Source organism: Meridianimarinicoccus roseus (genome assembly GCF_003172915.1).
GTDB classification, from domain to species: Bacteria; Pseudomonadota; Alphaproteobacteria; order Rhodobacterales; family Rhodobacteraceae; genus Meridianimarinicoccus; species Meridianimarinicoccus roseus.
This window is the reverse complement of the sequence record NZ_QGKU01000015.1, coordinates 66,924-90,814: the sequence shown is the minus strand read 5'-3', so window position 1 is coordinate 90,814 and position 23,891 is coordinate 66,924. Positions and strand designations below refer to the sequence as shown.

Sequence of the window (23,891 nt, the reverse complement as noted above, 5' to 3'; positions counted from 1 at the left end):
TGCGCCAGATCCCGCTCGCGTGCTTGTGCCCGACGCGCGGGGCCGGTTCAAGCGCGCTGCCGCTTTGCCCCGCCCGCACGGGCTGATAGGCTCTGTCCGAGCCAGTGGAAGGACCAGCGCGAATGCGGATCGAATGCCCGGGTTGCGGGGCACGCTATGACATACCGGAACGCGCGGTGCCCGATCCGGGGCGCGACGTGCAGTGTTCGTCCTGCGGTACGGCGTGGTTCCTGCTCCGGGCCGCGCATGGCCCTGCCGCCCTGGCGCCCCGCCCCGCCGCAACGCCCGCTCAGGACCCGCCCGATGGGTCTGCCACGGAAACCGCCAAGGCGGCATCCCCTTCGCCGCGCCCGGCAGACACCGGTCCGGTCGCCCGCGTCACGGCGCCCGAGACCGACGCGACCGATCAGGATATCCAGCCGGAGCCGGGCCCGGACTCACCGCCGCGCCGCAAGGTGGACCCGTCCGTGCTGGCGATCCTGCGCGAGGAGGCGGAGGCGGAGGTGAAGGCCCGCAAGGCGGCACGCGCCGCACCGATCCCGGCTTCCGGCGCGATGCCGCCGCCCGGTGCCGACCGCGGCGATGGCGCGCGCGGGCGACTGGCCCGGCTGGCCGAGGCGGAAAGGTCGGCCGCAAGGCCCGGCACGGGGTCCGCGCCGGACAATGACGAAGGACTGGTCGAAGACCCGCACGCAGCGACTCGCGATCCGCGCCCACCTCTTATGGCGGCCCTGCCGAATGCTGCAGCGGAACAGGGGGCGACCTCCGAAGCGCGGCACCTGCCTGTCAGAACGCCTCCCGCACCGCCCGCCGTTGTTGCCGAACGGCGGCGGCGCGTTGGCTTCCGTCTGGGCTTCGCGGGCACGGCGGGACTGTCATGCGCTGCCTTGGCGCTGTACCTGCTGGTCGCAAGCATGCCCGAAACAAGCACGCTGCCCTTGGCAGCACAGATCCAATCCCAAGGCGACCGCTTTCAGGCCGCGCTGGTGGACCTGCTGCGGCGGGCGATGCCCGACGACGCCTGAGGCGCGCCGACGCCGAGTGCGCGGCACCGAAAGCTCAGAACCGGTCGAGCAGACGGCGCAAGTAATCCAGTTCTTCCTCCGGCCGGGTCTGATCACCCGACCGGCGGCGCAATTCTTCCAGCAGATCGCGCGCGCGGCGGTACACGTCTTCGTTCTGAAGCATGTTGTCCCGCGTTCCGAGCCGCCCCTGACCCCCCGCATCGCGGCCCAGCGGATCCTGCTGACCATTCTGCCCGGCTTGCCCGGCGGCTTGACCCTGTTGGCCCTGCCCTTGCTGCTGCTGGTTCTGGGCAAGTTCTTCGCCAAGGCTCTGGATGCCGTCGCGCAGGCGGTCCATCGCCTCGGCCTGGCTGTCCATCGCACCGGCAAGATCGTCGTTGCGCAGCGCTTGTTCGGCGTTGTCCATGGCGCGCCCGGCCTCGTCGAGCGATCGGCGCGCATCCTCGGCGCCCTGGCCCAGACCCGGCAAGCCGTCGCGCTGACGGTCAAGCTCGTTGCGCAGGGCGTTCTGGCGGTCGGCAAGGCTGTCGCTGAGCGATTGGCCTTCGCCTTGGCCTTCACCAAGCCCCTGTCCCTGGCCTTGGCCTTGCGCGAAACCCTCGCCCTGCCCTTGTCCCTGGCCTTGCTGACCTTGCTGGCCCTGACCTTGCTGACCTTGGCCCTGTTGCCCTTGTTGGCCCTGCTGCCCCTGCCCCTGCATTCCCTGGAACGAATCGTCCGACAGGTCCTGCTGGTTGCGCAGCGTTTCCTGAAGCCCCTGCAACGCCTGCTCGCCGGGGCTTTGCTGGCCTTGCTGACCGCCCTGCGCCATCTGCATGTTCTGCATCATTTGCGCCAGCTGATCGAGCAGCGCCTGCGCCTCGTCCATGCGGCCCTGTTCCATCAGATCCTGCAACTGCTGAAGCATGTCCTCCAGATCCTGACCCGACAACTCCTGCATGTCGGCAAGGTCCTGCGGCGGGCCGTCCTGGTTCTGCATCTGCTCGGCCATCTGGCGCATGACGTCGGCCATCGCCTCGCGCAGTTCCTGCATCAACTCTGCGATTTCCTCGTTGCTGGCCCCGTCGCGCATCGCCTCTGACAGACGGTCCTGCGCGCGACGCAGCCGCTCCATCGCGTCGGAAAGGTCGCCCTCCTCGATCCGCAGGGCCAGCTCCCACATCGCTTCTGCGATCTCGGCACGGGACGATTCGGCGGGGCCTTGCGGACCAGCGGCCTCGAGTTGGCGGGCGATGAAACGGGTGCGCAGGTAATCTGCCTCCACCCGGAACATGTCTTCCGGCCGGAACGACACGGCACGCATCAGGCGCGCGACCCGCAGACCGTTCTCGCGCGCCCAGAGCAGATCGCGACGTTGTTCGATGATCGCCTTGGCCAGCGGATCGAAGAAGCGCCGCCCCGGCAGCGCGGCAAGCTCCAGCGGCACGGACTGCCCGATCTGCCCGGCGGCATCCTGTGCCTCGAACAGCACGGTGACGGGCAGGCCCGCAAACGGGTGCTTCGAAAAATCCTCCACCAGCGCTTCGGTGAACTCGGCCCGGTCGCCGGTGATGGGCAGCGGCAACTGCACGGTGATCGGCTCGCGCGGGTCGGGTTCGGCCACCAGCCCGTGGACCCGCGCAACCGCGTCCAGATCCAGCCGGATCGTCGCCGTGGCCGAGGTCACGCCGAAATCGTCCGATGCGGTGTAAGGCTGGGTCATCTCGCCCGACGCGGTGCGGCTGAGCGTGCCGTCCGGCGCGATGCTGGGTGGCGAATCGGGGGTCAGCACGATGTCCCATGCCGCGCCGCCCGGACCCATGATCTCAAGCCGTCCGGCCTGCACGATGTCGAACCCCTGCGAGGGCGCTGCGGCACTTTCCACCTCGCCCGTGCGGCCCGACACGGATTCCGCGACTGTCAGCGCCCCGACCTCGCCGTAAAGGCGCAGTTCCACGTGGCTGCCCGCCGCCACATCCAGCGGGCCGGGAGGCAGGTCGTTCAGGTAAAGGCTCGGCTGGCCTGTATAGGCGGGCGGCTGGACCCAGCCTTCCCAGCTTGGCCCCGCCGCGACGGCGGCTCCGCTGCCGCCCGTCAGGCTGCCGGTGCCGCCATCCATCCGCAGAAACGACCCGAACAGGGCGCCGATCACGAACAGCGTCAGCGCGACATAGCGCAAACCATAGCGGTCAAAGCGCGACAGGCGCAGGTCCGGGCGCACCGGGCGCGCCTCGGACAGGCGCAGTATCATCCGGCGCATGTGCGCTTTCCACACCATTTCGGAGGCGGCATCGCCGGCACCGATCGCCTGCCTGTCGGCCAGCGCGGTCAGCGGACGCCCGGCCAGCGTCGCATCAAGCCGCGCCGCAGCGTCGTCCGGGGACGGCCAGCGGAACGCCCGCAACCCGCGCCATGCAGTCCAGCCAAGCGCCGCACACACCGCAAGGGCGGCGGCCCAGAACGCTTCCAGCGGCAACATCGAAGGCACGTTCAGCAACACGCCGGCGGCGGCGAACAAGAGCACAGCCCAGAGCGGCCAGAAGGCGCGGGTCAGCCGTTCGGCCACCATCCCGATGCGGGTCAGCAGAAGCGGTCCGCGCACACGGCGGATCGGGTCGAACGGGCGTCTGGAGAGGTCTGCCATGCGGGCCTCCGGGCAAGGCGGCCGGAACGGACCGCTCGGGAATGGTATCGCGCCGGGCTGGCAGGTCAAAGGGGTGCGTGTTCACAATGCGCGAAGACCAGCCAACGGACCACGTCTTCTGCCCGCGTTTCAGGCAGCGGCGGGCGATCAGTCCGCGCCCGCGCCGTCCAGCCAGTCCGGCACGGTGTCGCGCGCGATCATCTCGTCGAGAGTGGGGCGCGGGCGGATCACCGCCCAGCGGTCGCCCTGTACCAGCACTTCGGGCACCAGCGGGCGCGAATTGTATTCCGACGCCATCACCGCGCCGTAGGCGCCTGCCGACCGGAACGCCACGAGGTCGCCCGCCGCGAGCGCGGTCAACTCGCGGCCGCGCGCGAAGGTGTCGCCGGTCTCGCAAACCGGGCCGACCACATCGAAAGGCTGTTGCGGCGCGCCCGGCGCAGGTTCGCGCAGCGGCACAATGTCGTGATACGCATCGTACATCGACGGGCGGACCAGATCGTTCATCGCCGCGTCGAGGATCAGAAAATCACGCCCCTCGCCGGACTTCAGATAGATCACCTCGGACACCAGCACACCGGCATTGCCCGAGATCAGCCGCCCCGGTTCGATCTCGACCTCGCAACCCAGATCGCCCACCGTGCGGCGGATCAGGTCGCCATAGTCGCGCGGCAGCGGCGGCGCTTCGTTCGATCGGGTATAGGGAATCCCGAGCCCGCCCCCGAGATCGAGCCGCCGGATATCATGCCCGTCCTCGCGCAGCGCGCGGGTCAGGTCGGCAACCTTGCGATAGGCGACCTCGAAGGGCGCAAGCTCGGTCAACTGGCTGCCGATATGGACGTCGATGCCGATGACGTCGATCCCCGGCAGTCGCGCGGCCATCGCATAGACCTCGCGGGCACGCGCAATCGGAATCCCGAACTTGTTCTCGGACTTGCCCGTGGCAATCTTGGCATGGGTTTTGGCATCCACGTCCGGGTTGATCCGAAGGGTGATCGGCGCGCGGGATCCCATTGCGGCGGCGACCGCCGAAAGGCGTTCCAGTTCGGGTTCGCTTTCGACGTTGAACTGCCGGATGCCGCCCTCCAGCGCCGTGCGCATCTCGGCCGCGGTCTTGCCGACACCGGAAAACACGATCCGGTTCCCCGGAACCCCGGCCGCGCGGGCGCGGGCGTATTCTCCGCCAGACACCACGTCCATCCCCGCCCCCGCATCGGCAAGCAGACGGATGATCGCCTGGTTGGAATTCGACTTCATGGCGAAGCACACAAGATGCTCCATCCCGTTCAGAGCCTCGTCGAAAAGGCGGTAGTGGCGCAGCAGCGTGGCGGCGGAATAGCAGTAGAATGGCGTGCCCACCTCGGCAGCGATGGCCGCGAGAGGAACATCCTCGGCGTGAAGCGCGCCGTCCCTGTAGAGAAAATGGTCCATTTTGCGCCCCCGTGCCTTCCGTTCGCGGCCTCGCGCCTCATGGCAAAAGCGCGGCGGGTTTGCAATGCGCCGCGGACCGGGCAGATCCGGCCGGTCCCTTTCAGGTCAGTCCAGATCGCGGCGCATCGTGGCCATGCCACCGCGCCGGGCAAGTTCCTCGAAGCCGGCGGCGCGATAGGCGTTCAGCGCGGCCTCATTATCCAGTTCGACCTTCAACGTGACCGAAAGCGCGCCCAACTCATGGGCGGCGGCCTCCACCTCGGCCGCGAGTTGCGCCCCGGCACCGCCGCGCGCCTCTTCGGCGACGAACACGTAGGTCAGGTGCCGCACCTCGGGCCCGATCCCGACGCGAAGGGCGAAGAAGCCGACCTCGTGCCCCTGTTCGTCCAGCAGGTAGTAGGACGCATCGTCCGGTTCGTTCAGCCACTTCTCCTGCCATTCCAGCGGGTCGAAGGGCTGCTTGGCGTTCGGGTTGACCAGAGCGACATCGGTGTCGTCGGTCAGCAGCCGCGCCAGCGGCGCAAGATCGAAGGGAATGTTGTGTCGTGCGGACAGGTCTGCCATCGCGGGCCTCTCGCAGTTTGGGATCAAAAGCCGTCTGGCTGTCACAGAAGGGCGCAGGATTCAACCGCAGTACCCCCTCGCAAGCCTGTGCGCGCCTTTGGAAAGTTGACAATTGCAACAGCGTGGCATCGCGGTATGGTGAGCACGGCGCGACGGTCCGGCTGGGCCCGTCTCCGGGGGGAAGCGGAACATCAGGATACCGAAACTCAGGTCGAATGTGCGGTATGCAAATTTTTGTATACAATGCGCCCGCGCGATCTTGTGTTTTGGATAGTTTGTGTTACCAATTGCCACAGGTGCGAAAGCGCTCGAAAAAGATGCGCGGTCGGCGAATGCCGCCGCGCAACGTGCCGGGAAACATCCCGGCGTGGCTTCAGGGAGGAAGACAATGACGACAAAATCCATCAACCGCCGTTCGTTCCTGCGCAAAACCGCGCTGGCAGGCGGCGCGTCCGTCGGCGCGCTTGCCGCACCGGCGGTGTTGGCGCAGGCGCCGCAGGTCGTGAAGATGCAGACCTCGTGGTCGGCATCCAACATCTGGCAGGAATTCGCCAAGGACTATGCCGACCGCGTTGAAGCGATGTCGGGCGGTCGCCTGACCATCGACCTGCTGCCCGCGGGCGCGGTCGTCGGCGCGTTCCAGGTGCTGGACGCGGTGAATGACGGTGTTCTGGACGCGGCCCACTCGGTGCCGGTGTACTGGTACGGCAAGAACAAGGCAGCGTCGCTGTTCGGCACCGGCCCGGTCTTCGGCGGGTCCGCCACCACGATGCTGTCGTGGTTCTACGAAGGCGGCGGCAAGGAGCTGTACGACGAACTGACCCAGGACATCATGGGCCTCGACGTGGACGGCTATCTGGGCTTCCCGATGTTCGCGCAGCCGTTCGGCTGGTTCAAGGGCGAGGTTAATACCGTCGCGGACCTGGACGGCTTCAAGTACCGCACCGTGGGTCTTGCCGCTGACCTTCTGCAGTCGATGGGCATGTCGGTCGCACAGCTGCCCGGCGGCGAGATCGTCCCGGCGATGGAACGCGGCGTGATCGACGCGTTCGAGTTCAACAACCCGTCGTCCGACAAGGATTTCGGTGCGCAGGACGTGGCCAAGAACTACTACCTGTCGTCCTATCACCAGGCGTCGGAAAGCTTCGAATTCCTGTTCTCGCGCTTCTTCATGGAAGAACTGGAACCGGACCTGCGGGCGATCATGATCCACGCAGTCGAAGCCGTGTCCACCGCGAACACCGCCAAGGCGATGCGCCGCTACTCGGCCGACCTGAAGTGGCTGCAGGAAGAGGCGGGCGTCACCGTCCATCGCACCTCGCAGGACATCCTCGACGGTCAGATCCAGGCATGGGACCAGCTGATCCCGGAACTGGAAAGCGATCCGTTCATGAAGAAGTGCCTCGACAGCCAGCGCGCCTGGGTGGAGCAGGTCGCCTACTACGAACTCATGAACTCGCCCGACTACGCACTCGCGTACAACCACTACTTCCCCGGCAAGCTCAAGATCTGAGCCGCCTCGTGGCGTAGTGCGTTTTTCACCCCGGCGGCTTTGCTGCCGGGGTTTCCCTTACATGCGGAGACATCCCCGTGATCGGTTTCATACGATTCGCCGACAACCTGTCGGCGTGGTTCGGAAAGGCTTTCGCCTGGCTCATCATCTTCATGGCCGCCGGAACCGGCTATGAGGTGTTCGTCCGATACGTCCTGAACAGCCCCACCGCCTGGGCGCTCGACGTGTCCTTCATCATGTACGGTTCGCTGTTCATGATGGGCGGGGCCTACACGCTGTCACGCGGCGGGCACGTACGGGGCGACTTTCTTTACCGGCTCTGGCAACCGAAGACCCAGGCCAAGGTGGACCTGGTGCTTTACATCCTGTTCTTCTTTCCCGGCGTGACCGCCCTGATCTTCGCGGGCTGGAAATACGCTGCACGGTCCTGGCAGTACGGCGAGGTTTCGGTCAACAGCCCGGCCGGCATCCCGATCTACCAGTTCAAGACCGTCATCGTCGTCGCCGGTATCCTGCTGTTCGTGCAGGGCATCGCGCAGGTGATGCGCTGCCTGATCGCAATCCGCACCAACCAGTGGGTCGAAGCCGAGGAAGACGTGTTCGAAACCGAAGACCTGCTCATGCAACAGGCCGCGAAGGCCGAAAAGGACGCGCATCCATGACCGACCCCCAGATTGCCCTGATGATGCTGGGGCTGTTCATCGTCTTCGTGTTCCTAGGGTTCCCCATCGCGTTCACGCTGATGGCGATGGGCATCGGCTTTGGCTACTACGCCTATTTCGAAGAACGCCGCATGTGGCGCGAATACTTCCGGCTGGACGAGACCGCGTCCTGGTGGGACAGCACGTCCACCTACATAGAAGGCTTCTTCAACAACCGAATATTCGACCTGTTCGTGAACCAGACCTATACGGTCATGTCGAACGAGGTTCTGACCGCCGTCCCACTGTTCCTGTTCATGGGTTACATCGTCGAACGTGCCAACATCGTGGACCGTCTGTTCACCACGCTCAACATCGCGTCCAAGAACATTCCGGGCTCGATGGGCGTGGCGGCGCTGATCACCTGCGCACTGTTCGCCACCGCCACCGGCATCGTAGGCGCCGTTGTGACGCTGATGGGTCTGCTGGCCCTGCCCGCGATGCTCAAGGCGCGCTATGACCGCTCTTTCGCATCCGGCATCATCTGCGCGGGCGGCACGCTGGGGATCCTGATCCCGCCCTCGATCATGTTGATCGTCTATGCCGCAGCTTCCAACGTATCGATCGTGCGGCTCTATGCCGGGGCGCTGCTGCCGGGCCTGACGCTGGTCGCGCTCTACCTTACCTATGTCGTGGGCCGGTCGATCCTTCAGCCCTCCGTCGCGCCGCGCCCCACCGCGGAAGAGGTGCCGGACGTTCCGATGGGCAAGCTGCTTCTGATGATCGTCACATCCTTCGTGCCGCTGGCCTTCCTGATCTTCGCGGTGCTCGGCTCCATCCTGTTCGGCCTCGCCACCCCGACCGAAGCCGCCTCCATCGGGGCGCTTGGAGGGATCCTGCTCGCCTTCATATACCGCGCGATGACCTGGCAGCGGCTGCGGGAAAGCGTGTACCTGACACTGCGCACGACCGCGATGGTGTGCTGGCTGTTCGTCGGCTCGTACACCTTCTCGGCGGTGTTCTCGTATCTCGGCGGCGAACACGTGATCTCGGAATTCGTGCAGGGGCTCGACCTGACGCCGGTGCAGTTCCTGATCATGGCGCAGATCATCATCTTCCTTCTGGGCTGGCCGCTGGAATGGTCCGAGATCATCATCATCTTCGTGCCGATCTTCCTGCCGCTGCTGGTGTTCTTCGAGATCGACCCGCTGTTCTTCGGCGTGCTGGTGGCGCTGAACCTGCAGACCAGCTTCCTTACCCCGCCAATGGCGATGTCGGCCTACTACCTGAAGGGCATCGCGCCACCTGAGGTGAAACTGACGCAGATCTTCGCGGGCTGCATGCCGTTCCTGTTCTGCGTGATCGTGGCAATGGTGTTGATGTACCTGTTCCCGCAGATCGTCTTCTACCTGCCGGAACTGTTCTATGGCTCTTGATCGCGCAAGCCTTCTGGCGATCGACGCCTGCACCCTGCGCGACAGGCTGGCCACCGGGGCGATCCGCGCGATCGACCTGGTGGAGGCCTGCCTCGCGCAGGTGGCCGAGCGTGACCCGGAGGTGCGGGCCTTCGCCTGGATCGACCCGGAGCACGCCCGCGCGCAGGCCCGCGCGCTTGACGAACACCGCCTGCGGGGTCGGCCCACCGGCCCCCTGCACGGAGTGCCGGTCGCGCTGAAGGACATCATCGACACCGTTGGCATTCCCACGGAAAACGGCTGCGCGCTCGATGCGGGGCGCAAGCCGATGCACGACGCCTTCGTGACTGAACGGCTGAAAGCGGCGGGCGCTGTGATCTTCGGAAAGACGGTAACCACGGAACTGGCGTTCATGACGCCCGGGCCGACGACCAATCCGCACGATCCGGCGTACACGCCCGGCGGCTCGTCGCAGGGATCGGCGGCGGCGGTGGCCGCGGCAATGGTGCCGCTGGCGATCGGCACGCAGACCGGCGGGTCGGTGATCCGGCCCGCTTCGTTCTGCGGCGTGACCGGCTACAAACCGACTTTCGGAGCGATCCCCCGCCGGGGCATCCTCGCGCAGTCTCCCAGTCTCGACACGGTGGGGGTGTTCGCCCGGTCCCCCGCCGAGGCGGCGATGCTCGGCGAGGTGCTGTTCGGTTACGACGTCGGCGACCCGGCGACGCGGCTTGCGCCGCATCCTGACCTGCACCGCATCGCCACAAGCGAACCGCCGCTGGCACCCGTCTTCGCCATCGTTCAGCCGCCCGGCTGGAACGAAGCGGACCAGGACCTGCGCGACGCCTTCGACGAACTGGCCGCCGAACTGGGCGATCAGGCGTTCGTCGCCCCCCTGCCGAAACTGTTCGACGATGCGGCAGCGGTCCGCGAGAGGATCAACTTCGCCGAGATGGCGCGCTGCTACTACACCTACGGGCGGGATGGCGGCGACGTTCTGGGCCCGCATGTGCGGGACGCCATCGAAACCGGCAACGGCATCCTCGCACGCGACTACCTGTCCGCGCTGGACATGCCCAAGGTTCTGAATGCCGCGCTCGACGAAATCTTCGACCGCTGCGACGCGATCCTGTGCCCAGCTGCGCCCGGCCCCGCGCCGAAGGGTCTGGACAGCACTGGCAGCGCGATCTTCAACGGGCTCTGGACCCTGTGTGGCACGCCCGCGGTCACCGTGCCCGCGCTGACGGCATCGAACGGCTTGCCGATGGGGCTGCAGCTTGTGGCGGCCCGCGGAAATGACGCACGGCTTCTGCGCAACGCGCACTGGCTGCACACCCGGCTTGACCAGCCCTGACACGCGAAGGACCCAATCCATGAACAAGCTTCTCGCCCTGCTCGCCTTCGTCGCCATCGGCGGTTTCATCGGCATCCTCGTGATGGAAGTGCCGCAACCGGACCTGATGAGCGTGGCCTTGCTGACATTCCTGCTGGTCGCCTACGATTTCGCGACCTCCGCCCGCGACAAGAAGGACTGATCCATGACCGGCAAACCCGTTCTCTGGCTCCCCAGGCACCTGTCGGCGGCGACGCTTGAACGCGCGCGCCGGGACTACGATGTGATCCTGAACGACACCGACACCGCGGGCACGCCCGAACAGATCGTCGAGATGAGCGGCAAGGTGGACGCGATCCTGCCCTGCCATTCGGAACGCTTCGATGCGGACACGGTGGCGCGGCTCGATCCGCGGCTGAAGATCGTGGCGAACCATTCGGTCGGCACCGACCATTGCGACCTCGAGGCGTTCGCGAAGAAGGGCATCGTCGTGACCAACACGCCCGACGTGCTGTCCGACGCCACCGCCGAGATCGCCATGCTTCTGATGCTGGGCGCCGCGCGCCGCGCCGTGGAGGCCGACCGGATCGTGCGCTCCGGGCAGTGGGACTTCTGGTCCCCCGCCTTCATGGTCGGCAAGCAAGTCAGCGGCGCACGGATCGGCATCGTCGGAATGGGCCGCGTCGGGCGCGCCTTCGCGCGCATGTGCCGCGGCTTCGACATGGACATCCACTATTATAACCGCTCGCGCCTGACGCCCGAGCAGGAGGTCGGCGCGACCTATCACGAAACGCTGGACAGCTTGTTGCCGGTTGCGGATTTCCTGGCGCTGCACTGCCCCGCGACGCCCGAAACAAAGGGCATGATCAATACCGAAACGTTGGGCAAGCTGCCCAAGGGCGCGATCCTCGTGAACACGGCGCGCGGGGCGCTGGTGGACGAAGACGCGCTGGTCGCGGCGCTGGACAGCGGGCACGTGGCGGCGGCGGGGCTGGATTGCTTCGTCACCGAACCGGGCGGCAACCCGGCCTTCGCGCGGTTCGACAACGTGTTCATGGCACCGCATATGGGCAGCGCTACGCGTGAGACCCGCGACGCGATGGGCTTTCGGGCGCTCGACAATCTCGATGCTTTCTTCCGTGGCGAGAGGCCGCGCGACGCGCTGACCTGACCGTGACGCGGTCCCGGCGACGGCGAGGCCTGGGATCGCGTCCGGGGCCTCGCTGTCGCGGCGCGCGCCCGGTTTTCCGACGTGCAGAGGCGAACGCCGCGGCTGTCGAGGGGTGGTACGGGCGGCGGGACTCGAACCCGCACGGGCCTACGCCCCTCAGATTTTAAGTCTGGTATGTCTACCATTCCATCACGCCCGCACGCGCCCCCTTGCTAGCCGGTCCGCCCGCGCGTTTCCAGTGCCCGTCCAGTGCCGACGCCGAATATCCCGCCGCCGCCCTTGACCGGGCCGCACCGCGCGCGCACTTCTGGTCCATGTTTCCGATCCGCGACCACAATCCGGCGGCCCGACTGCCCTTCGTGAACTACGCGCTGATCGCGGCGAACGTGGCCATATTCCTGTCCTACCTGCCGCTTTTCTCGAACCCTTTCGCGCTGACCGCCTTCTTCGACATATGGGCAATCGTGCCCGCCAAGGTCAGCACCGGTCAGGACAGCTACGCGCTGGTCAGTTCCATGTTCCTTCATGGCGGCTGGATGCACCTTCTGGGCAACATGCTGTTCCTCTACATTTTCGGCGACAACGTGGAGGACCAGTTGGGCCATTTCGGCTATGCCGCCTTCTACCTCGCCTCGGGCATCGGCGCGGGTCTGATGCAGGTGCTGGCGGAACCCGGATCGGCTGTCCCGGTGGTCGGCGCTTCAGGGGCCATCGCCGGGGTGATGGGCGGCTACCTGCTGCTGTTCCCGCGCGCACGCATCGACATTCTGCTGTTCCTGATCGTGATCGTGCGGATCATCTCGGTCCCCGCATGGATGATGCTCGGGCTGTGGTTCGGCATGCAGGTGGTCAACGGCGCCGCCGCGCAGGCGGGCACGGGCGGCGTCGCCTACTGGGCCCATGCCGGCGGGTTCCTGATCGGCATGGCGCTGCTGGTCCCGGCATGGCTTCGCAAGGGCGGACCGGCCTACTGGAGGCGCACCCACGGTGCCCCGGCCCATCCCGAAGCGCGCTACCGCTACATCCGGTCGGACGTGCCGACGGTTCCGCGCACACGGTCCGCCGCGCCTTCCGCCGAACCGGGACGCAAGGCGCCGGGCGCGGTGCCAGTGGTCCGCCGCCGCCGCTGATCAGCCGCCGTAGCGCGCTGCAGTCAGCCCGTCCAAGTCGATCTCAGGCGTCTTGCCCAGCACCGCGTCGGCCACGGCGCGGCCCGACCCGCAGGCCATCGTCCAGCCCAACGTGCCATGCCCGGTGTTCAGAAACAGGTTGTCATAGCGCGACGGCCCAAGCACCGGCGTGCCGTCCGGCGTCATGGGGCGCAGACCTGTCCAGCCTTCGGCCTTGGAGATATCGCCCCCCTTCGGGAACAGGTCCCCGATCACGTGGCGCACGGTGTCGGTGGCGTGAGGCCCGAGCCGGTTGGAATAGCCCGCAATCTCGGCCGTGCCCGCCACGCGAATCCGGTCGCCCAGCCGTGTGATCGCCACCTTGTGCGTCTCGTCCATGATCGTCGATTGCGGCGCGAAGGCGTCGTCAGTGACCGGCAGCGTCACCGAATAGCCCTTCACCGGATAGACCGGCAGCTTGACCCCGACCGGGTTCAGCACCGACGGCGCGTAGCTGCCCATCGCGCAGACATAGGCGTCGCCGGTGATGCGGCCCGCGATCTCGGTGTCCACGCCCGCGATGCGCCCGCCCTCCACCGCAAGCCCGCGGATCGACTGGCCGTACTGGAAATCGACACCCATCGCCGCGCAACTCTCGGCAAGGGCGATGGTGAACAGACGGCAATCGCCGGTGCGGTCCGCGGTCAGGCGCAACCCGCCCACGAACTTGTTGCGCACCTCTGCCAGCGCCGGTTCGACCGCGATGCATGCGTCACGCCCCAGCACCTCGTAGGGCGAGCCATACTCGGCCAGGATTTCCTGATCGGCCTTGGAGCCCTTCATCTGCTTGGCGGTACGGAACAGCTGCAGGGTGCCCTGCTCGCGGCCGTCATATTCAATGCCCGTCTCGGCGATCAGGTCGGGCATCACGTCGCGCGAATAGTTCGACACCCGCACCATGCGCCCCTTGTTCACGCGATAGCTTTCCTCGTTGCAGTTGCGGATCATCTGCACGCCCCATTTCCACATGGTCGGGCTGATCAGCGGCCAGATAAAAAGCGGCCGACGCTTCATGAAAAGCCACTTCAGCGCCTTCATCGGCACGCCCGGCGCCGCCCAGGGCGAAGTCATGCCATAGCTCAGCTCGCCCGCGTTGGCATAGCTCGTCTCCAGTCCCGGTCCCGCCTGGCGGTCGAGGACGGTCACCTCGGCGCCCCCGCGCGCAAGGTAGTACGCGGTGGTCACGCCGATCACGCCGGCCCCCATCACGACGACTTTCATGGCAAAGGCTCCTGTGCTTGTTGCACGCCCAGCCTGCGCCGATGCACGGGGTCGCCGCAAGGGCACAGGGCATACGGATGCCCCGGCTGCCCTATCGTAAGGGCGCGCCGACGCCGGGTCGGGCGCTGGTCTGTTCGGAAATTGGGCGATGCAAGACGTGCCTGGACGCGACCAGGCCCGCAGGCACGGACCCGCCGCGGCGGTCAGACCGGGAAGGTCTTGGGCGCGGTGCTGTCCACGTTGCGGATCGTGTCCACGAAGGGCCGCGACAAGGGGTCGTTGGTGGCGATCACGCCGCGCCCCTCGAAGATACCGCGCCCCTCGTGCAGCGGCAGGATGAACCCGCCCGCCTCGCGCACGATCACGAGGCCCGCGGCCATGTCCCAGGGTTGAATGCCGCGTTCCCAGTAGCCATCGAAGCGCCCGGCCGCCACATAGGACAGGTCCAGTGACACCACACCCCAGCGGCGCACGCCCGCGCATTGCGGCATCAGCCGCCCAAGGTCCTGCAGCACCGTGGGCAGGAAGGCCCCGCCGCCGAACGGCACACCGGTGGCGAACACCGCCTCGATCATCCGCGACCGGGACGACACGCGCAGGCGCTGGCTGTTGTTCATCCAGGCGCCCTTGCCCTTCTCGGCATAGAACATCTCGTCCTTGGCCGGGTCGAACACCACGCCGGCGACGACCTCGCCCTTGTGTTCCAGTGCGATGGACACCGCCCAGTGCGGCATGCCGTGCAGGAAGTTGGTCGTGCCATCCAGCGGATCGACGATCCAGCGCCGGGTCGGGTCCTCGCCGTCCTCGCCGCCGCCTTCCTCGGCCAGCCAGCCATAGCTGGGGCGCGCGGTCATCAGCTCTTCCTTCAGGATCGCCTCGGCCGCAAGGTCCGCCTTCGACACGAAGTCGCCCGGCCCCTTCATCGTGGCCTGAAGGTTCTCCACCTCGCGGAAGTCCTTCACCAGCGACCGGCCCGCCTTGCGTGCGGCCTTGATCATGATGTTCAGGTTGGCGCTGCCCTGCATTGGAATGCTCCTTGTTCAGGGCGCGCGTATACGCGCCGCCGCCCCGCTTGCCAAGGGCGCGCCGCCACGCACAGCCCCCTTGCGCGGGCGCACAGGACAGCGGCGCGCGCCGCGCTTATGTGAACTCCAGATGAAAACACCAGACCGGAAGAAGGAGGCCGCCATGACCGCGCCGAAGATCACCATCGCCTACTATTCGACCTACGGCACCAACCATGCCGTGGCCGAAGCCGCCGCCGAAGCCGCCCGCGCCGCCGGCGCCGAGATCCGCTTGCGCCGGATCCCCGAAACCGCGCCGCAATCGGTCATCGACACGCAGGACGCTTGGAAGGCCCAGGTCGAGAAGACGGCCCACATCCCCGAAGCGACCGCCGACGACATGGCCTGGGCGGACGGCTATTTCTTCATCGCGCCGACCCGCTTCGGCAACATGCCCAGCCAGGTGCGCGCCTTCATCGACACCCTGGGCGGGCTGTGGTTCCAAGGCAAGCTGGCGAACAAGACGGTCACCGCGGCGACCAGCGCCAACAATGCCCATGCCGGGCAGGAAAGCACGCTGCTTGGGCTCTACACCACGTTCATGCATTGGGGCGCCTACATCATCACGCCGGGCTTCACCGACGAAGCCGTCGCCAAGGCGGGGGGCAACCCCTACGGCTTCTCGACCACGGCGGGCGCGTTCGACGACGCGGGCCGCGCCGCCGTCGCACACCAAGCCCGCCGCCTGGTGGAGGTCACGGCGAAGCTCGTGACCTCAGACGCCACGCGCGAAGCCGCCTGACGCTCAGGGCCTGCGCGCCATCCGGTCCGCCATACGCGCATGGCCGGTGGTGCGCAGCCCGTCCATGGCACCGGCGTGATCCGCCGCATCGCGGTTCTGACTCAGCTTCGACTTGGCAAGCACACGTTCCGCGGTCACCCGGAAGGCGACTATGGCGGCCAGCATCCCGTCCATGTAGTCGGCGGGCGCATCCCTCATGCGCCACGCCGCCGCCCCGTTAACCCGCCGCTCGTGCAGCCGCGTGAGCAACCCCACCGCCGCGCGCTTGCGCGCCACATCGTGCTCGAACGTGATCGTGCCATGCACATGCACCACCTCGTAGTTCCAGGTCGGCACCGCGCGGTGCGTGACCTGCTTGCCCGGATACCAATTCGGCGAAACATACGCGTCGTCGCCCCGGAAAATCGCCAGAACCTGCTGCCCGTCGGACAGTCGCCGATGCATGTCGTTGGCCAGCGCGACGTGGCCGATCAGCGTGCCGTCCGGTGCCGCAAGCAGCGGCAAATGGTTCGCGATCAGCCCGTCCGGCGTGTGCCCGACCACGCAGGCCAGCGGCGCGCCCTCCATGATCCCGGCGATCGCGGCGGGATCGGTTTCGGCGAAATGGTCCGGAACATACATCGCGGCCCCCTTATCCTGCCGATGCGGCGCGCTGCAGCTTGACCGGCTCGCTGCGCGCAAGCTTCAGGAATTGCGCGACATAGGGCTTGGCCACGTCCGCCGCGCGCGTCGCAGCGAACAGGCGGCGCGTGACACCCGCCTCGGTCAGCGGCAGCGTGACATAGTCGGGATTGGTGCGCACCGACCGAACCACCCAGTCCGGCAGCACCGCCACACCGCGGTTCGACGCGACCAGCATCAGGATCACCGCGGTCAGTTCCACCTGCCGTACCGACCGGGGCGCGACCCCGGCGGGCATCAGAAGCTGGCTGAACACGTCCAGCCGCTCGCGGTCCACCGGATAGGTGATCAGCGTCTCGTTGCGGAAATCCTCGGCCACGACGAAGGGGCGGTCGGCCAGCGGATGCGCCTTGGCCGCCACGAACACCGCGTCGTAGTCGAACAGGGGCGAGAAGACGATCCCGTCCAGATCCTCCGGGTCCGAAGACACGACAAGATCCACGTCCTCGCGCGCCAGCGCGGGAAGCGCGCCGAAACTCAGGCCCGGCCGGATGTCCACGTCGATGTCTGGCCAGGTCTTGCGGAACGATTCGAGCACCGGAAGCAGCCAGTCGAAGCAGGCGTGACATTCAATGGCGATGTGCAGCCTCCCCGAGCGCCCGGCCTCGTCCCCGCGCAGATCGTCCTCCACCGCCTCGACCTCGGGCAGCACGCGCTCCGCCAGGCGCAGCAGTTTCTGCCCAGACGGTGACAGCCGCATCGGCTTGGCCCGACGCAGGAACAACTCGACGCCGGCCATCTCCTCCAAGGCCTTGATCTGGTGGGACAAGGCCGACTGCGTGAGGTTCAGCCGCTCCGCCGCACGGGCCAGTCCGCCCGCCTCGTGGATCGCCCGCACCGCCCGCAGGTGTTTCAGCTCAAGGTACATACCGCGAATCCTTCATCATCTTCTTGAGGATTATGAATTTTGCTCACAGTTCGTTTCATGGCATGTCTTGCGCAATTCAAAAGGAAAAATCCATGACCGCTCCCCGCATCTCGTTCGAATTCTTCCCGCCGAAATCGCTCGACGCGTCGTTCAAGCTGTCCGAAACCGTGCGGATGCTGGCCCCTCTGAACCCCGGCTTCGTGTCGGTGACCTATGGCGCGGGCGGCACGACACGCAAGCTGACCCACGAGGCGGTGGAAGCGATCCACAAGAATTACGGTCTGAACGTGGCCGCGCACCTGACCTGCGTCGATGCCAGCCGCGCCGAGACTTTGGAAATCGCCGAATCATATTCGAACGCGGGCGTGACCGAGATCGTGGCACTTCGCGGCGACCCGCCCAAGGGCGCGGGCAAGTTCACGCCGCATCCCGAGGGGTTCAACAACTCCATCGAACTGATCGAGGCGCTGGCCGCCACCGGCAAGTTCAAGCTGCGCGTCGGCGCCTATCCCGACCGCCATCCCGAGGCCGCGTCCGATACCGCCGACGTGGACTACCTGAAGCGCAAGCTGGACGCGGGCGCACATTCCGCGATCACCCAGTTCTTCTTCGGTGCCGAGACGTTCTTCCGCTTTCGCGACCGCTGCGCGGCGGCGGGCATCACCGCGCCGATCATTCCCGGCATCGTGCCGATCGACAACTGGAAGGGCGTGCGCAAGTTCGCCGTCGCCTGCGGCACCGTGATCCCCCCCGAGGTGGACGAAGCCTATGACAAGGCGATCCGCGACGGCCGCGAAGCTGATCTATCCATCGCCATGTGCACCGAACTGTGCAGCGAGTTGATGGAAGGCGGTGTCGAAGACCTGCATTTCTACACGCTCAACAAGCCGCACCTGACGCGCGACATCTGCCACGCGCTCGGTGTGACGCAGACCGCGACGCTGGAGAATGTGGCCTGAGCGACGCCGCCGGCGGCGCAACGGCCTTGAACCAAGAAACGCGCGCCCCTCACCGGGCGCGCGTTTTTCGTGGCTGCGGTGTCGGGCGGGATCAGCCGCGACGATGGCGCCGCAACAGGCCCAGCCCGACCACGCCCGCCGCCAGCAGCGGCAGCGCGGGCGGCAGGGGCACGGGCGCGGTCGTGGCGACAAGCGACACGTTGTCGAGCCCGGCCAGAAGGTTGCCGGAATTGTCCACCTCGCCGAAGCGCAACTGGTAGGTGCCGCCGGGGGCCAACGCGCCGGTCAGATCGAAAACGCCGCTCGGCAGCCAGGGGTTGGACCCTGCCGCGAAGGCCGGTGCCGGGAACGGGTTCGTTATGCTCGTCACCACGTCGCCGGGCAGCGGCATCAGCGCGTCGGCCCCGGCTGTCAGGATGTCGAACAGCACGAACTGCGTCGACGAAGTCGGCGTTTCGTCCAGTCCCGGCCCCAACTGGCCCGGGATGCCCGGAAAGGCCGGGCCCACAGGCGACGCGCCGGAATAATCGTCGATGAAGTTCGAGAAGGACAGTTCCAGCTTCACCGTTGCGAGCGGCACCGTGAAGACCTGAGTCAGCGCGACCGCGTTCGGGCCGGTCTGCTCGCTCATGGCGGCGAAACTGCCGCCCGCGGGATTCCCCGGCACCGGAAACGCATTTACCGGTGACGGCGTGCCCGTGGGCGAGATTGGCACGATCAGGAAATCGCCGGCCGATCCGGGCGTCTTCGCCGTGCTCCAGCCGGTGAAATCACCGGTCTCGAAATCGCCGTTCGTGATCAGTTCGACCACCCCGGCCTGCGCCGCGCCCGCTGCCAGCAGCAGCGCCAGTCCCGCTGCCGCCGCGCCGATGCGCCCACGTGTACCAGATGTCTCGTCCGCCCGTGCCATGCGGCGTCCCCCTTGTGAATGACATACGCTCGCATGCTAGCACGGAAGCCTCCGCAAGTTAACCTTTGGTTAACCCTGTGGCAGGCGTGGGGCTGACGGGCCGGGCAGATCAGGCAGGCCGGGCGCGAAATCGGGCGCGAGCCCGCCGGGTGCAGCGCCGGTCACCGGCAGGCCCTGCCGCCCGGCACGGCGATGTCCCTGCGCACTGGCATGGAGCCGCTCGGACGGGTCCAGCCCGACCGCGCGCCGCCGCCGCAGCGCGAACAGCTTGCCCCAGCCGCGCCACGCGCCCGAACTTGGCGCTGACGCATCGCAGGGCAGCCCGGTCCGCCAGCCCGGCGCAAGCGGCAGCCCACAGCCTTCCAGCCGACACAGCATCCAGACCAACGGGATGTTCGCCAGCGGGCGCGCCGTTTCCCGGCCGCCCAGCTGGCCGCCCACATCGGCATGGGTGCCGCGGAACCACACCTGTTCCACGTGCCCCGGCCAGCCCGGCGGGCACGCCCACATCACCGGGGCAAAGGCGACACGCGTCTCGTCCAGCGCCAGCGCGTGAAAGCCGTGCCGCACCCGCGCGCCCAGGTGATGCGAATGGAAGGCATGGGCCTTTTCGGTGATCCCCGCCAGGACCGGAAGCCGCACGCCCAGCGCTTTCACCGTGTCGAAGACACCCACAGCGGCGATCTCGGCCTCGGGCACGCAGAAGCGCCGCGCGAAGGCCCGCGCATGGGGCCCGTGCGGGTCCAGCATGTAAAGCCTGTAAAGCTGCTCGATCATCGGAACCGTCGCGCAGCGCGGGCGCAGCAGGCCTATCCGGTCGATCAGCCCCGCAAGGCTGCGCACCGCGTAGGCCCCGCGCGAATAGCCCAGCAGGAACACCCGGTCGCCGGGCCGGTAGCGGGCCGCGAGAAAGCCATAGGCGCGGCGGATCTGCCGGTTGATCCCGCGCCCGGTCATGACCGGGCCCATGTCGCGCCAGCCCTGCCACTGGCCGCCCTCTTCATAGAACACCTCGGCCCGCCGCAGGCCGCCATCCTCAAGCAGCCGCGCGATCCGCCCGGCATGGGTCATCCGGCCCGGCGCCCGGCGGCCCAGCGTCCCGTCGAGGATCACGACAAGGTCACGCACATCAGCCGCGGCGGTCGTCCCGCCACCGTCCACGTTCCTCTCACCGTACCGCCCAGCGCTCATCGCCATCGCCGCCCCTCCCGTTCCCAGACTAGCCGCGATTCGCTTAACGACCGATCCACGTTTCCTCACAGCCCCGCGCGTGCCACCAAGCGCGCCCTTGGCCTTGCCCGCGTCCTTCGCTATGTCCCGCGCAATCACGTTGACGCACCGGGGACACGCACATGGCCATGGACAAGACCTTCAACGCGGCCGAGGCCGAAGCACGGCTCTATGCCGCCTGGGAAGACGCGGGCTGCTTCAAGGCCGGCGCCAACGCGAAACCGGGGCCCGACGGCAAGACCGAGGCGTTCTCCATCGTGATCCCGCCGCCCAACGTGACCGGCTCGCTGCACATGGGGCACGCCTTCAACAACACGCTTCAGGACATCCTCGTGCGCTGGCACCGGATGCGGGGACACGACACCCTGTGGCAGCCGGGCACGGACCACGCCGGCATCGCCACGCAGATGGTGACCGAACGCGACATGGCGGCAAAAGGCGAACCAACCCGCCGCGAAATGGGCCGCGAGGCGTTCCTGGACCGGGTCTGGCAACAGAAACAAAATTCGCGCGGCACGATCATAGGACAGCTCAAGCGGCTGGGCGCGTCCTGCGACTGGTCGCGCGAGGCGTTCACGATGGGCGGCGCGCCGGGCGACCCGGAACCTGGCAGCGGGCCGAACTTCCACGACGCGGTGATCCGCGTGTTCGTGGACATGTACGAGAAGGGGCTGATCTACCGCGGCAAGCGGCTGGTGAACTGGGACCCGCATTTCGAAACCGCGATCTCCGACCTCGAGGTCGAGAATGTCGAGATGCCGGGCCACATGTGGCACTTCAAGTACCCGCTGGCGGGCGGCGAGACCTATGAATACGTCGAGAAGGACGAGGACGGGACCATCACTCTGCGCGAGACGCGGGACTACATCTCGATCGCGACGACGCGGCCCGAAACGATGCTGGGCGACGGCGCGGTGGCGGTGCATCCGTCGGACGAACGATATGCTCCCATCGTCGGCAAGATGTGCGAGATCCCGGTCGGGCCGAAGGAACACCGCCGCCTGATCCCTATCATCACCGACGAATACCCCGATCCCGCCTTCGGGTCGGGCGCGGTGAAGATCACCGGCGCGCATGATTTCAACGACTACGCTGTGGCCAAACGCGGCGGCATCCCGATGTACCGCCTGATGGACACGAAGGGCCGGATGCGTGACGACGGCGCGCCATATGCCGATTGCGCCGCGATCGCGCAGCGCCTCGCCGCCGGCGAAACGGCGACGGAGACCGAGGTGGACGCGATCAACCTTGTCCCCGACCATCTGCGCGGGCTCGACCGGTTCGAGGCGCGCGAGAAAGTCGTGGCGGAAATCACCGCCGAAGGGCTCGCCGTGATGGTGCCGCCGACCGACCCGCGCCTTGGCAAGGCGGCCACGAAGGCCCCGGCCGCGCCCGAGGAGGGCGGCGAGGAACAGGACAACACGCTTGTCCCGCTGGTGGAATCCAAGCCGATCATGCAGCCTTTCGGCGACCGCTCCAAGGTCGTGATCGAACCGATGCTGACCGACCAGTGGTTCGTCGATGCCGAGAAGGTCGTCGGCCCCGCCATAGACGCCGTGCGCGACGGTGATGTTGAAATCCTGCCGGAACGTGATGCGCGGGTCTATTTCCATTGGCTCGAGAACATCGAACCGTGGTGCATCTCGCGCCAACTCTGGTGGGGCCACCAGATCCCGGTGTGGTACGGGCTCGACATCTGGCCGACGGGCTTCCGTGACGATGAAGGCGACAACGCGCTCGACGAGGTGGAGATTTTCCGCCTGCTGGGCGACGGCGCATTCAACCACGCCGAACCGACGCACCATTGCGCCTTCGATCTCGATCGCGTGGGCGAAAAGTTCCGCAAGGACCTTGCCGCCCTGCCCGCGCCGCTCCATGCCGCGCGGATCGTCGAGGTCGCGGACAAGCACGCCGCGATCGAGGCGTTGGCCGCCGCGATGGCCGACTACAACATCAGCCAGGACCCGACGCATCTGGTCTACCCGGTCTGGCGCGATCCCGACGTGCTCGACACGTGGTTCTCCTCCGGGCTGTGGCCCATCGGCACGCTGGGCTGGCCGGATGAGACCCCGGAACTGCAACGCTACTTTCCGACGTCCGTCCTCGTGACCGGCTTCGACATCATCTTCTTCTGGGTTGCCCGGATGATGATGATGCAATACGCCGTCGTCGGGCAGAAACCCTTCTCCACCGTCTATGTGCACGCGCTGGTGCGTGACGAGAAGGGCAAGAAGATGTCCAAGAGCTTGGGCAACGTGCTCGACCCGCTGGACCTGATCGACGAATACGGCTGCGATGCGGTGCGCTTCACGCTCTCGTCGATGGCGGCGATGGGGCGCGACCTGAAACTCAGCAAGGACCGGATCGCGGGCTACCGCAACTTCGGCACCAAGCTGTGGAACGCCGTCCGCTTCGCCGAGATGAACGGCGTGTTCGACGGCGATGTCGAGTCATATGGGAGTCATATGCGAGTCATATGCGACTCCGACACCACCCAGACGGCCAACAGATGGATCATCGGCGAGACCGCCCGCGCCCGGGCCGAGATCGACACGGCGCTTGCCGCATTCCGGTTCAACGATGCCTCGGCGGTGCTTTATTCGCATGTCTGGGGCAAGGTCTGCGACTGGTATGTCGAGTTCGCCAAACCGCTTTTTGCCAGTGAAGATGCTGCAATCGTTGAAGAAACTCGCCGCACCATGGCCTGGGTGCTGGACCAGTGCCTGATCCTGGCGCATCCGTTCATGCCCTTCATCACCGAAGAGCTGTGGGGCCTGACCGCGAAGCGCGACAAGATGCTGGTGCATGGCGATTGGCCGACCTATCAAGCCGCTGATATGGCTGATGAAAAGGCGGATGCCGAGATGGGTTGGGTGATCGGCCTGATCGAGGATATCCGCTCGCTCCGTGCCCAGATGCACGTGCCCGCGGGGGCCAAGCTGCCGCTGCTGCAACTGGGCCTCGACGCCGCCGGGCAGGCCGCCTGGGACCGCAACGTCACGCTGATCCAGCGCCTTGCCCGCATCGAAAGCGTCAGCAAGGTCAGCGAGTTACCCAAGGGCGCCGTGACAATCCCGGTGGAGGGCGGGACCTTCGCGCTGCCGCTCGCCGACGTGATCGACGTGGCCGAGGAACAGGCCCGGCTGGAAAAGACGCTGGGCAAGCTGGCCAAGGACATGGGCGGGCTGCGCGGCCGTCTGAACAACCCCAAGTTCGTCGCCTCGGCCCCCGATGACGTGATCGAGGAGACCCGTGACCTGCTGGCCCAGAAGGAAGACGAGGACGCCAAGCTGCGCGCTGCGCTCGAACGGCTGGCCGCGTTGGCGTGACC

At 67.0% G+C, this 23,891-nt stretch carries 20 protein-coding genes and 1 tRNA gene; 11 read left to right on the top strand and 10 right to left on the bottom strand.

Features of this window, described 5'->3' with window-relative positions:
- Positions 1-122: 122 nt before the first annotated feature.
- Positions 123-1,025 (top strand): zinc-ribbon domain-containing protein, encoded by a 903-nt coding sequence (locus DKT77_RS04140; protein ID WP_109810468.1) that lies wholly within the window; start codon positions 123-125, stop codon positions 1,023-1,025.
- Between the two features lie 34 nt (positions 1,026-1,059).
- On the opposite strand, the gene DKT77_RS04135 is transcribed toward DKT77_RS04140, so the two are convergent.
- From DKT77_RS04135 to DKT77_RS04125, 3 genes are all read right to left on the bottom strand, one after another.
- Positions 1,060-3,648 carry a TIGR02302 family protein gene (locus DKT77_RS04135; RefSeq protein ID WP_238547674.1) on the bottom strand — a complete coding sequence of 863 codons (2,589 nt, stop codon included), beginning with the start codon at positions 3,646-3,648 and terminating at the stop codon, positions 1,060-1,062.
- 147 nt (positions 3,649-3,795) lie between these two features.
- Entirely contained in the window at positions 3,796-5,079 is a 1,284-nt protein-coding gene (lysA, locus tag DKT77_RS04130) for a diaminopimelate decarboxylase (RefSeq protein ID WP_109810467.1), read from the bottom strand.
- A gap of 105 nt (positions 5,080-5,184) precedes the next feature.
- Positions 5,185-5,643 (bottom strand): GNAT family N-acetyltransferase, encoded by a 459-nt coding sequence (locus tag DKT77_RS04125; protein WP_109810466.1) that lies wholly within the window; start codon positions 5,641-5,643, stop codon positions 5,185-5,187.
- Between the two features lie 388 nt (positions 5,644-6,031).
- On the opposite strand from DKT77_RS04125, the gene DKT77_RS04120 reads away from it, so the two are divergent.
- From DKT77_RS04120 to DKT77_RS04100, 6 genes are all read left to right on the top strand, one after another.
- Positions 6,032-7,156 carry a TRAP transporter substrate-binding protein gene (locus tag DKT77_RS04120; protein WP_109810465.1) on the top strand — a complete coding sequence of 375 codons (1,125 nt, stop codon included), beginning with the start codon at positions 6,032-6,034 and terminating at the stop codon, positions 7,154-7,156.
- Positions 7,157-7,233: 77 nt separating this feature from the next.
- A complete protein-coding gene (locus tag DKT77_RS04115; RefSeq protein WP_109810464.1) occupies positions 7,234-7,818 on the top strand; it encodes a TRAP transporter small permease subunit in 585 nt (194 codons plus the stop codon).
- Entirely contained in the window at positions 7,815-9,233 is a 1,419-nt protein-coding gene (locus DKT77_RS04110) for a TRAP transporter large permease (protein ID WP_109810463.1), read from the top strand. The genes DKT77_RS04115 and DKT77_RS04110 overlap by 4 nt, the downstream gene beginning before the upstream one ends.
- Positions 9,223-10,566 (top strand): amidase, encoded by a 1,344-nt coding sequence (locus DKT77_RS04105; protein ID WP_109810462.1) that lies wholly within the window; start codon positions 9,223-9,225, stop codon positions 10,564-10,566. The genes DKT77_RS04110 and DKT77_RS04105 overlap by 11 nt, the downstream gene beginning before the upstream one ends.
- 19 nt (positions 10,567-10,585) lie before the next feature.
- Positions 10,586-10,747, top strand: coding sequence for a hypothetical protein (locus tag DKT77_RS20830; protein WP_238547673.1), 162 nt, complete (start codon positions 10,586-10,588; stop codon positions 10,745-10,747).
- A gap of 3 nt (positions 10,748-10,750) precedes the next feature.
- The gene (locus tag DKT77_RS04100; protein WP_109810461.1) at positions 10,751-11,716 is read left to right on the top strand and encodes a 2-hydroxyacid dehydrogenase; all 966 of its coding nucleotides are present in this window, start codon (positions 10,751-10,753) and stop codon (positions 11,714-11,716) included.
- A gap of 113 nt (positions 11,717-11,829) precedes the next feature.
- Here DKT77_RS04100 and DKT77_RS04095 read toward each other — a convergent pair.
- A tRNA-Leu gene (locus DKT77_RS04095) sits at positions 11,830-11,915 on the bottom strand.
- A gap of 115 nt (positions 11,916-12,030) precedes the next feature.
- Between DKT77_RS04095 and DKT77_RS04090 the strand changes: the two genes are divergently transcribed.
- Complete coding sequence (locus DKT77_RS04090) at positions 12,031-12,846, top strand: rhomboid family intramembrane serine protease (RefSeq protein ID WP_109810460.1); 816 nt, start codon at positions 12,031-12,033, stop codon at positions 12,844-12,846.
- Here DKT77_RS04090 and DKT77_RS04085 read toward each other — a convergent pair whose 3' ends face one another.
- Positions 12,847-14,106, bottom strand: coding sequence for a D-amino acid dehydrogenase (locus tag DKT77_RS04085; RefSeq protein WP_109810459.1), 1,260 nt, complete (start codon positions 14,104-14,106; stop codon positions 12,847-12,849). It abuts the gene before it with no gap.
- 203 nt (positions 14,107-14,309) lie between these two features.
- Positions 14,310-15,131 (bottom strand): inositol monophosphatase family protein, encoded by an 822-nt coding sequence (locus DKT77_RS04080; RefSeq protein WP_109810458.1) that lies wholly within the window; start codon positions 15,129-15,131, stop codon positions 14,310-14,312.
- 163 nt (positions 15,132-15,294) lie between these two features.
- On the opposite strand from DKT77_RS04080, the gene wrbA reads away from it, so the two are divergent.
- Positions 15,295-15,912, top strand: a complete 618-nt coding sequence (gene wrbA, locus DKT77_RS04075; RefSeq protein WP_109810535.1) for an NAD(P)H:quinone oxidoreductase — start codon at positions 15,295-15,297, stop codon at positions 15,910-15,912.
- A 3-nt stretch (positions 15,913-15,915) separates the two neighbouring features.
- Here the strand turns inward: wrbA and DKT77_RS04070 are convergent, their stop codons facing one another.
- Together DKT77_RS04070 and DKT77_RS04065 are read right to left on the bottom strand one after the other, a co-directional pair.
- On the bottom strand, positions 15,916-16,533 hold the full coding sequence (locus DKT77_RS04070) for an FMN-binding negative transcriptional regulator (protein WP_109810457.1): 618 nt from the start codon (positions 16,531-16,533) through the stop codon (positions 15,916-15,918).
- A 10-nt stretch (positions 16,534-16,543) separates the two neighbouring features.
- Complete coding sequence (locus tag DKT77_RS04065) at positions 16,544-17,461, bottom strand: LysR family transcriptional regulator (protein ID WP_109810456.1); 918 nt, start codon at positions 17,459-17,461, stop codon at positions 16,544-16,546.
- 92 nt (positions 17,462-17,553) lie between these two features.
- Here DKT77_RS04065 and metF point away from each other — a divergent pair, with 92 nt between their 5' ends.
- Positions 17,554-18,420 carry a methylenetetrahydrofolate reductase [NAD(P)H] gene (gene metF / locus DKT77_RS04060; protein ID WP_109810455.1) on the top strand — a complete coding sequence of 289 codons (867 nt, stop codon included), beginning with the start codon at positions 17,554-17,556 and terminating at the stop codon, positions 18,418-18,420.
- Positions 18,421-18,511: 91 nt separating this feature from the next.
- Here metF and DKT77_RS04055 read toward each other — a convergent pair whose 3' ends face one another.
- On the bottom strand, positions 18,512-19,330 hold the full coding sequence (locus tag DKT77_RS04055; protein ID WP_109810454.1) for a hypothetical protein: 819 nt from the start codon (positions 19,328-19,330) through the stop codon (positions 18,512-18,514).
- Positions 19,331-19,399: 69 nt separating this feature from the next.
- Positions 19,400-20,527: a DUF2235 domain-containing protein gene (locus DKT77_RS04050; RefSeq protein ID WP_109810453.1), complete on the bottom strand. Its 1,128-nt coding sequence runs from the start codon at positions 20,525-20,527 to the stop codon at positions 19,400-19,402.
- A 155-nt stretch (positions 20,528-20,682) separates the two neighbouring features.
- Between DKT77_RS04050 and DKT77_RS04045 the strand changes: the two genes are divergently transcribed.
- A complete protein-coding gene (locus DKT77_RS04045; protein WP_109810452.1) occupies positions 20,683-23,889 on the top strand; it encodes a valine--tRNA ligase in 3,207 nt (1,068 codons plus the stop codon).
- Positions 23,890-23,891 lie beyond the last annotated feature (2 nt).

Bases quoted from the DNA above. Each gene is read 5' to 3' on its own strand.
- DKT77_RS04065 (WP_109810456.1), bottom strand. From the start codon at position 17,461: ATGTACCTTGAGCTGAAACACCTGCGGGCGGTGCGGGCGATCCACGAG.
- DKT77_RS04055 (WP_109810454.1), bottom strand. From the start codon at position 19,330: ATGGCACGGGCGGACGAGACATCTGGTACACGTGGGCGCATCGGCGCG.
- wrbA (WP_109810535.1), top strand. From the start codon at position 15,295: ATGACCGCGCCGAAGATCACCATCGCCTACTATTCGACCTACGGCACC.
- metF (WP_109810455.1), top strand. From the start codon at position 17,554: ATGACCGCTCCCCGCATCTCGTTCGAATTCTTCCCGCCGAAATCGCTC.
- DKT77_RS04105 (WP_109810462.1), top strand. From the start codon at position 9,223: ATGGCTCTTGATCGCGCAAGCCTTCTGGCGATCGACGCCTGCACCCTG.
- DKT77_RS04100 (WP_109810461.1), top strand. From the start codon at position 10,751: ATGACCGGCAAACCCGTTCTCTGGCTCCCCAGGCACCTGTCGGCGGCG.
- DKT77_RS04045 (WP_109810452.1), top strand. From the start codon at position 20,683: ATGGCCATGGACAAGACCTTCAACGCGGCCGAGGCCGAAGCACGGCTC.
- DKT77_RS04125 (WP_109810466.1), bottom strand. From the start codon at position 5,643: ATGGCAGACCTGTCCGCACGACACAACATTCCCTTCGATCTTGCGCCG.
- DKT77_RS20830 (WP_238547673.1), top strand. From the start codon at position 10,586: ATGAACAAGCTTCTCGCCCTGCTCGCCTTCGTCGCCATCGGCGGTTTC.
- DKT77_RS04090 (WP_109810460.1), top strand. From the start codon at position 12,031: ATGTTTCCGATCCGCGACCACAATCCGGCGGCCCGACTGCCCTTCGTG.
- DKT77_RS04085 (WP_109810459.1), bottom strand. From the start codon at position 14,106: ATGAAAGTCGTCGTGATGGGGGCCGGCGTGATCGGCGTGACCACCGCG.
- DKT77_RS04110 (WP_109810463.1), top strand. From the start codon at position 7,815: ATGACCGACCCCCAGATTGCCCTGATGATGCTGGGGCTGTTCATCGTC.
- DKT77_RS04050 (WP_109810453.1), bottom strand. From the start codon at position 20,527: ATGGCGATGAGCGCTGGGCGGTACGGTGAGAGGAACGTGGACGGTGGC.
- DKT77_RS04120 (WP_109810465.1), top strand. From the start codon at position 6,032: ATGACGACAAAATCCATCAACCGCCGTTCGTTCCTGCGCAAAACCGCG.
- DKT77_RS04070 (WP_109810457.1), bottom strand. From the start codon at position 16,533: ATGTATGTTCCGGACCATTTCGCCGAAACCGATCCCGCCGCGATCGCC.
- lysA (WP_109810467.1), bottom strand. From the start codon at position 5,079: ATGGACCATTTTCTCTACAGGGACGGCGCGCTTCACGCCGAGGATGTT.
- DKT77_RS04140 (WP_109810468.1), top strand. From the start codon at position 123: ATGCGGATCGAATGCCCGGGTTGCGGGGCACGCTATGACATACCGGAA.
- DKT77_RS04135 (WP_238547674.1), bottom strand. From the start codon at position 3,648: ATGGCAGACCTCTCCAGACGCCCGTTCGACCCGATCCGCCGTGTGCGC.
- DKT77_RS04080 (WP_109810458.1), bottom strand. From the start codon at position 15,131: ATGCAGGGCAGCGCCAACCTGAACATCATGATCAAGGCCGCACGCAAG.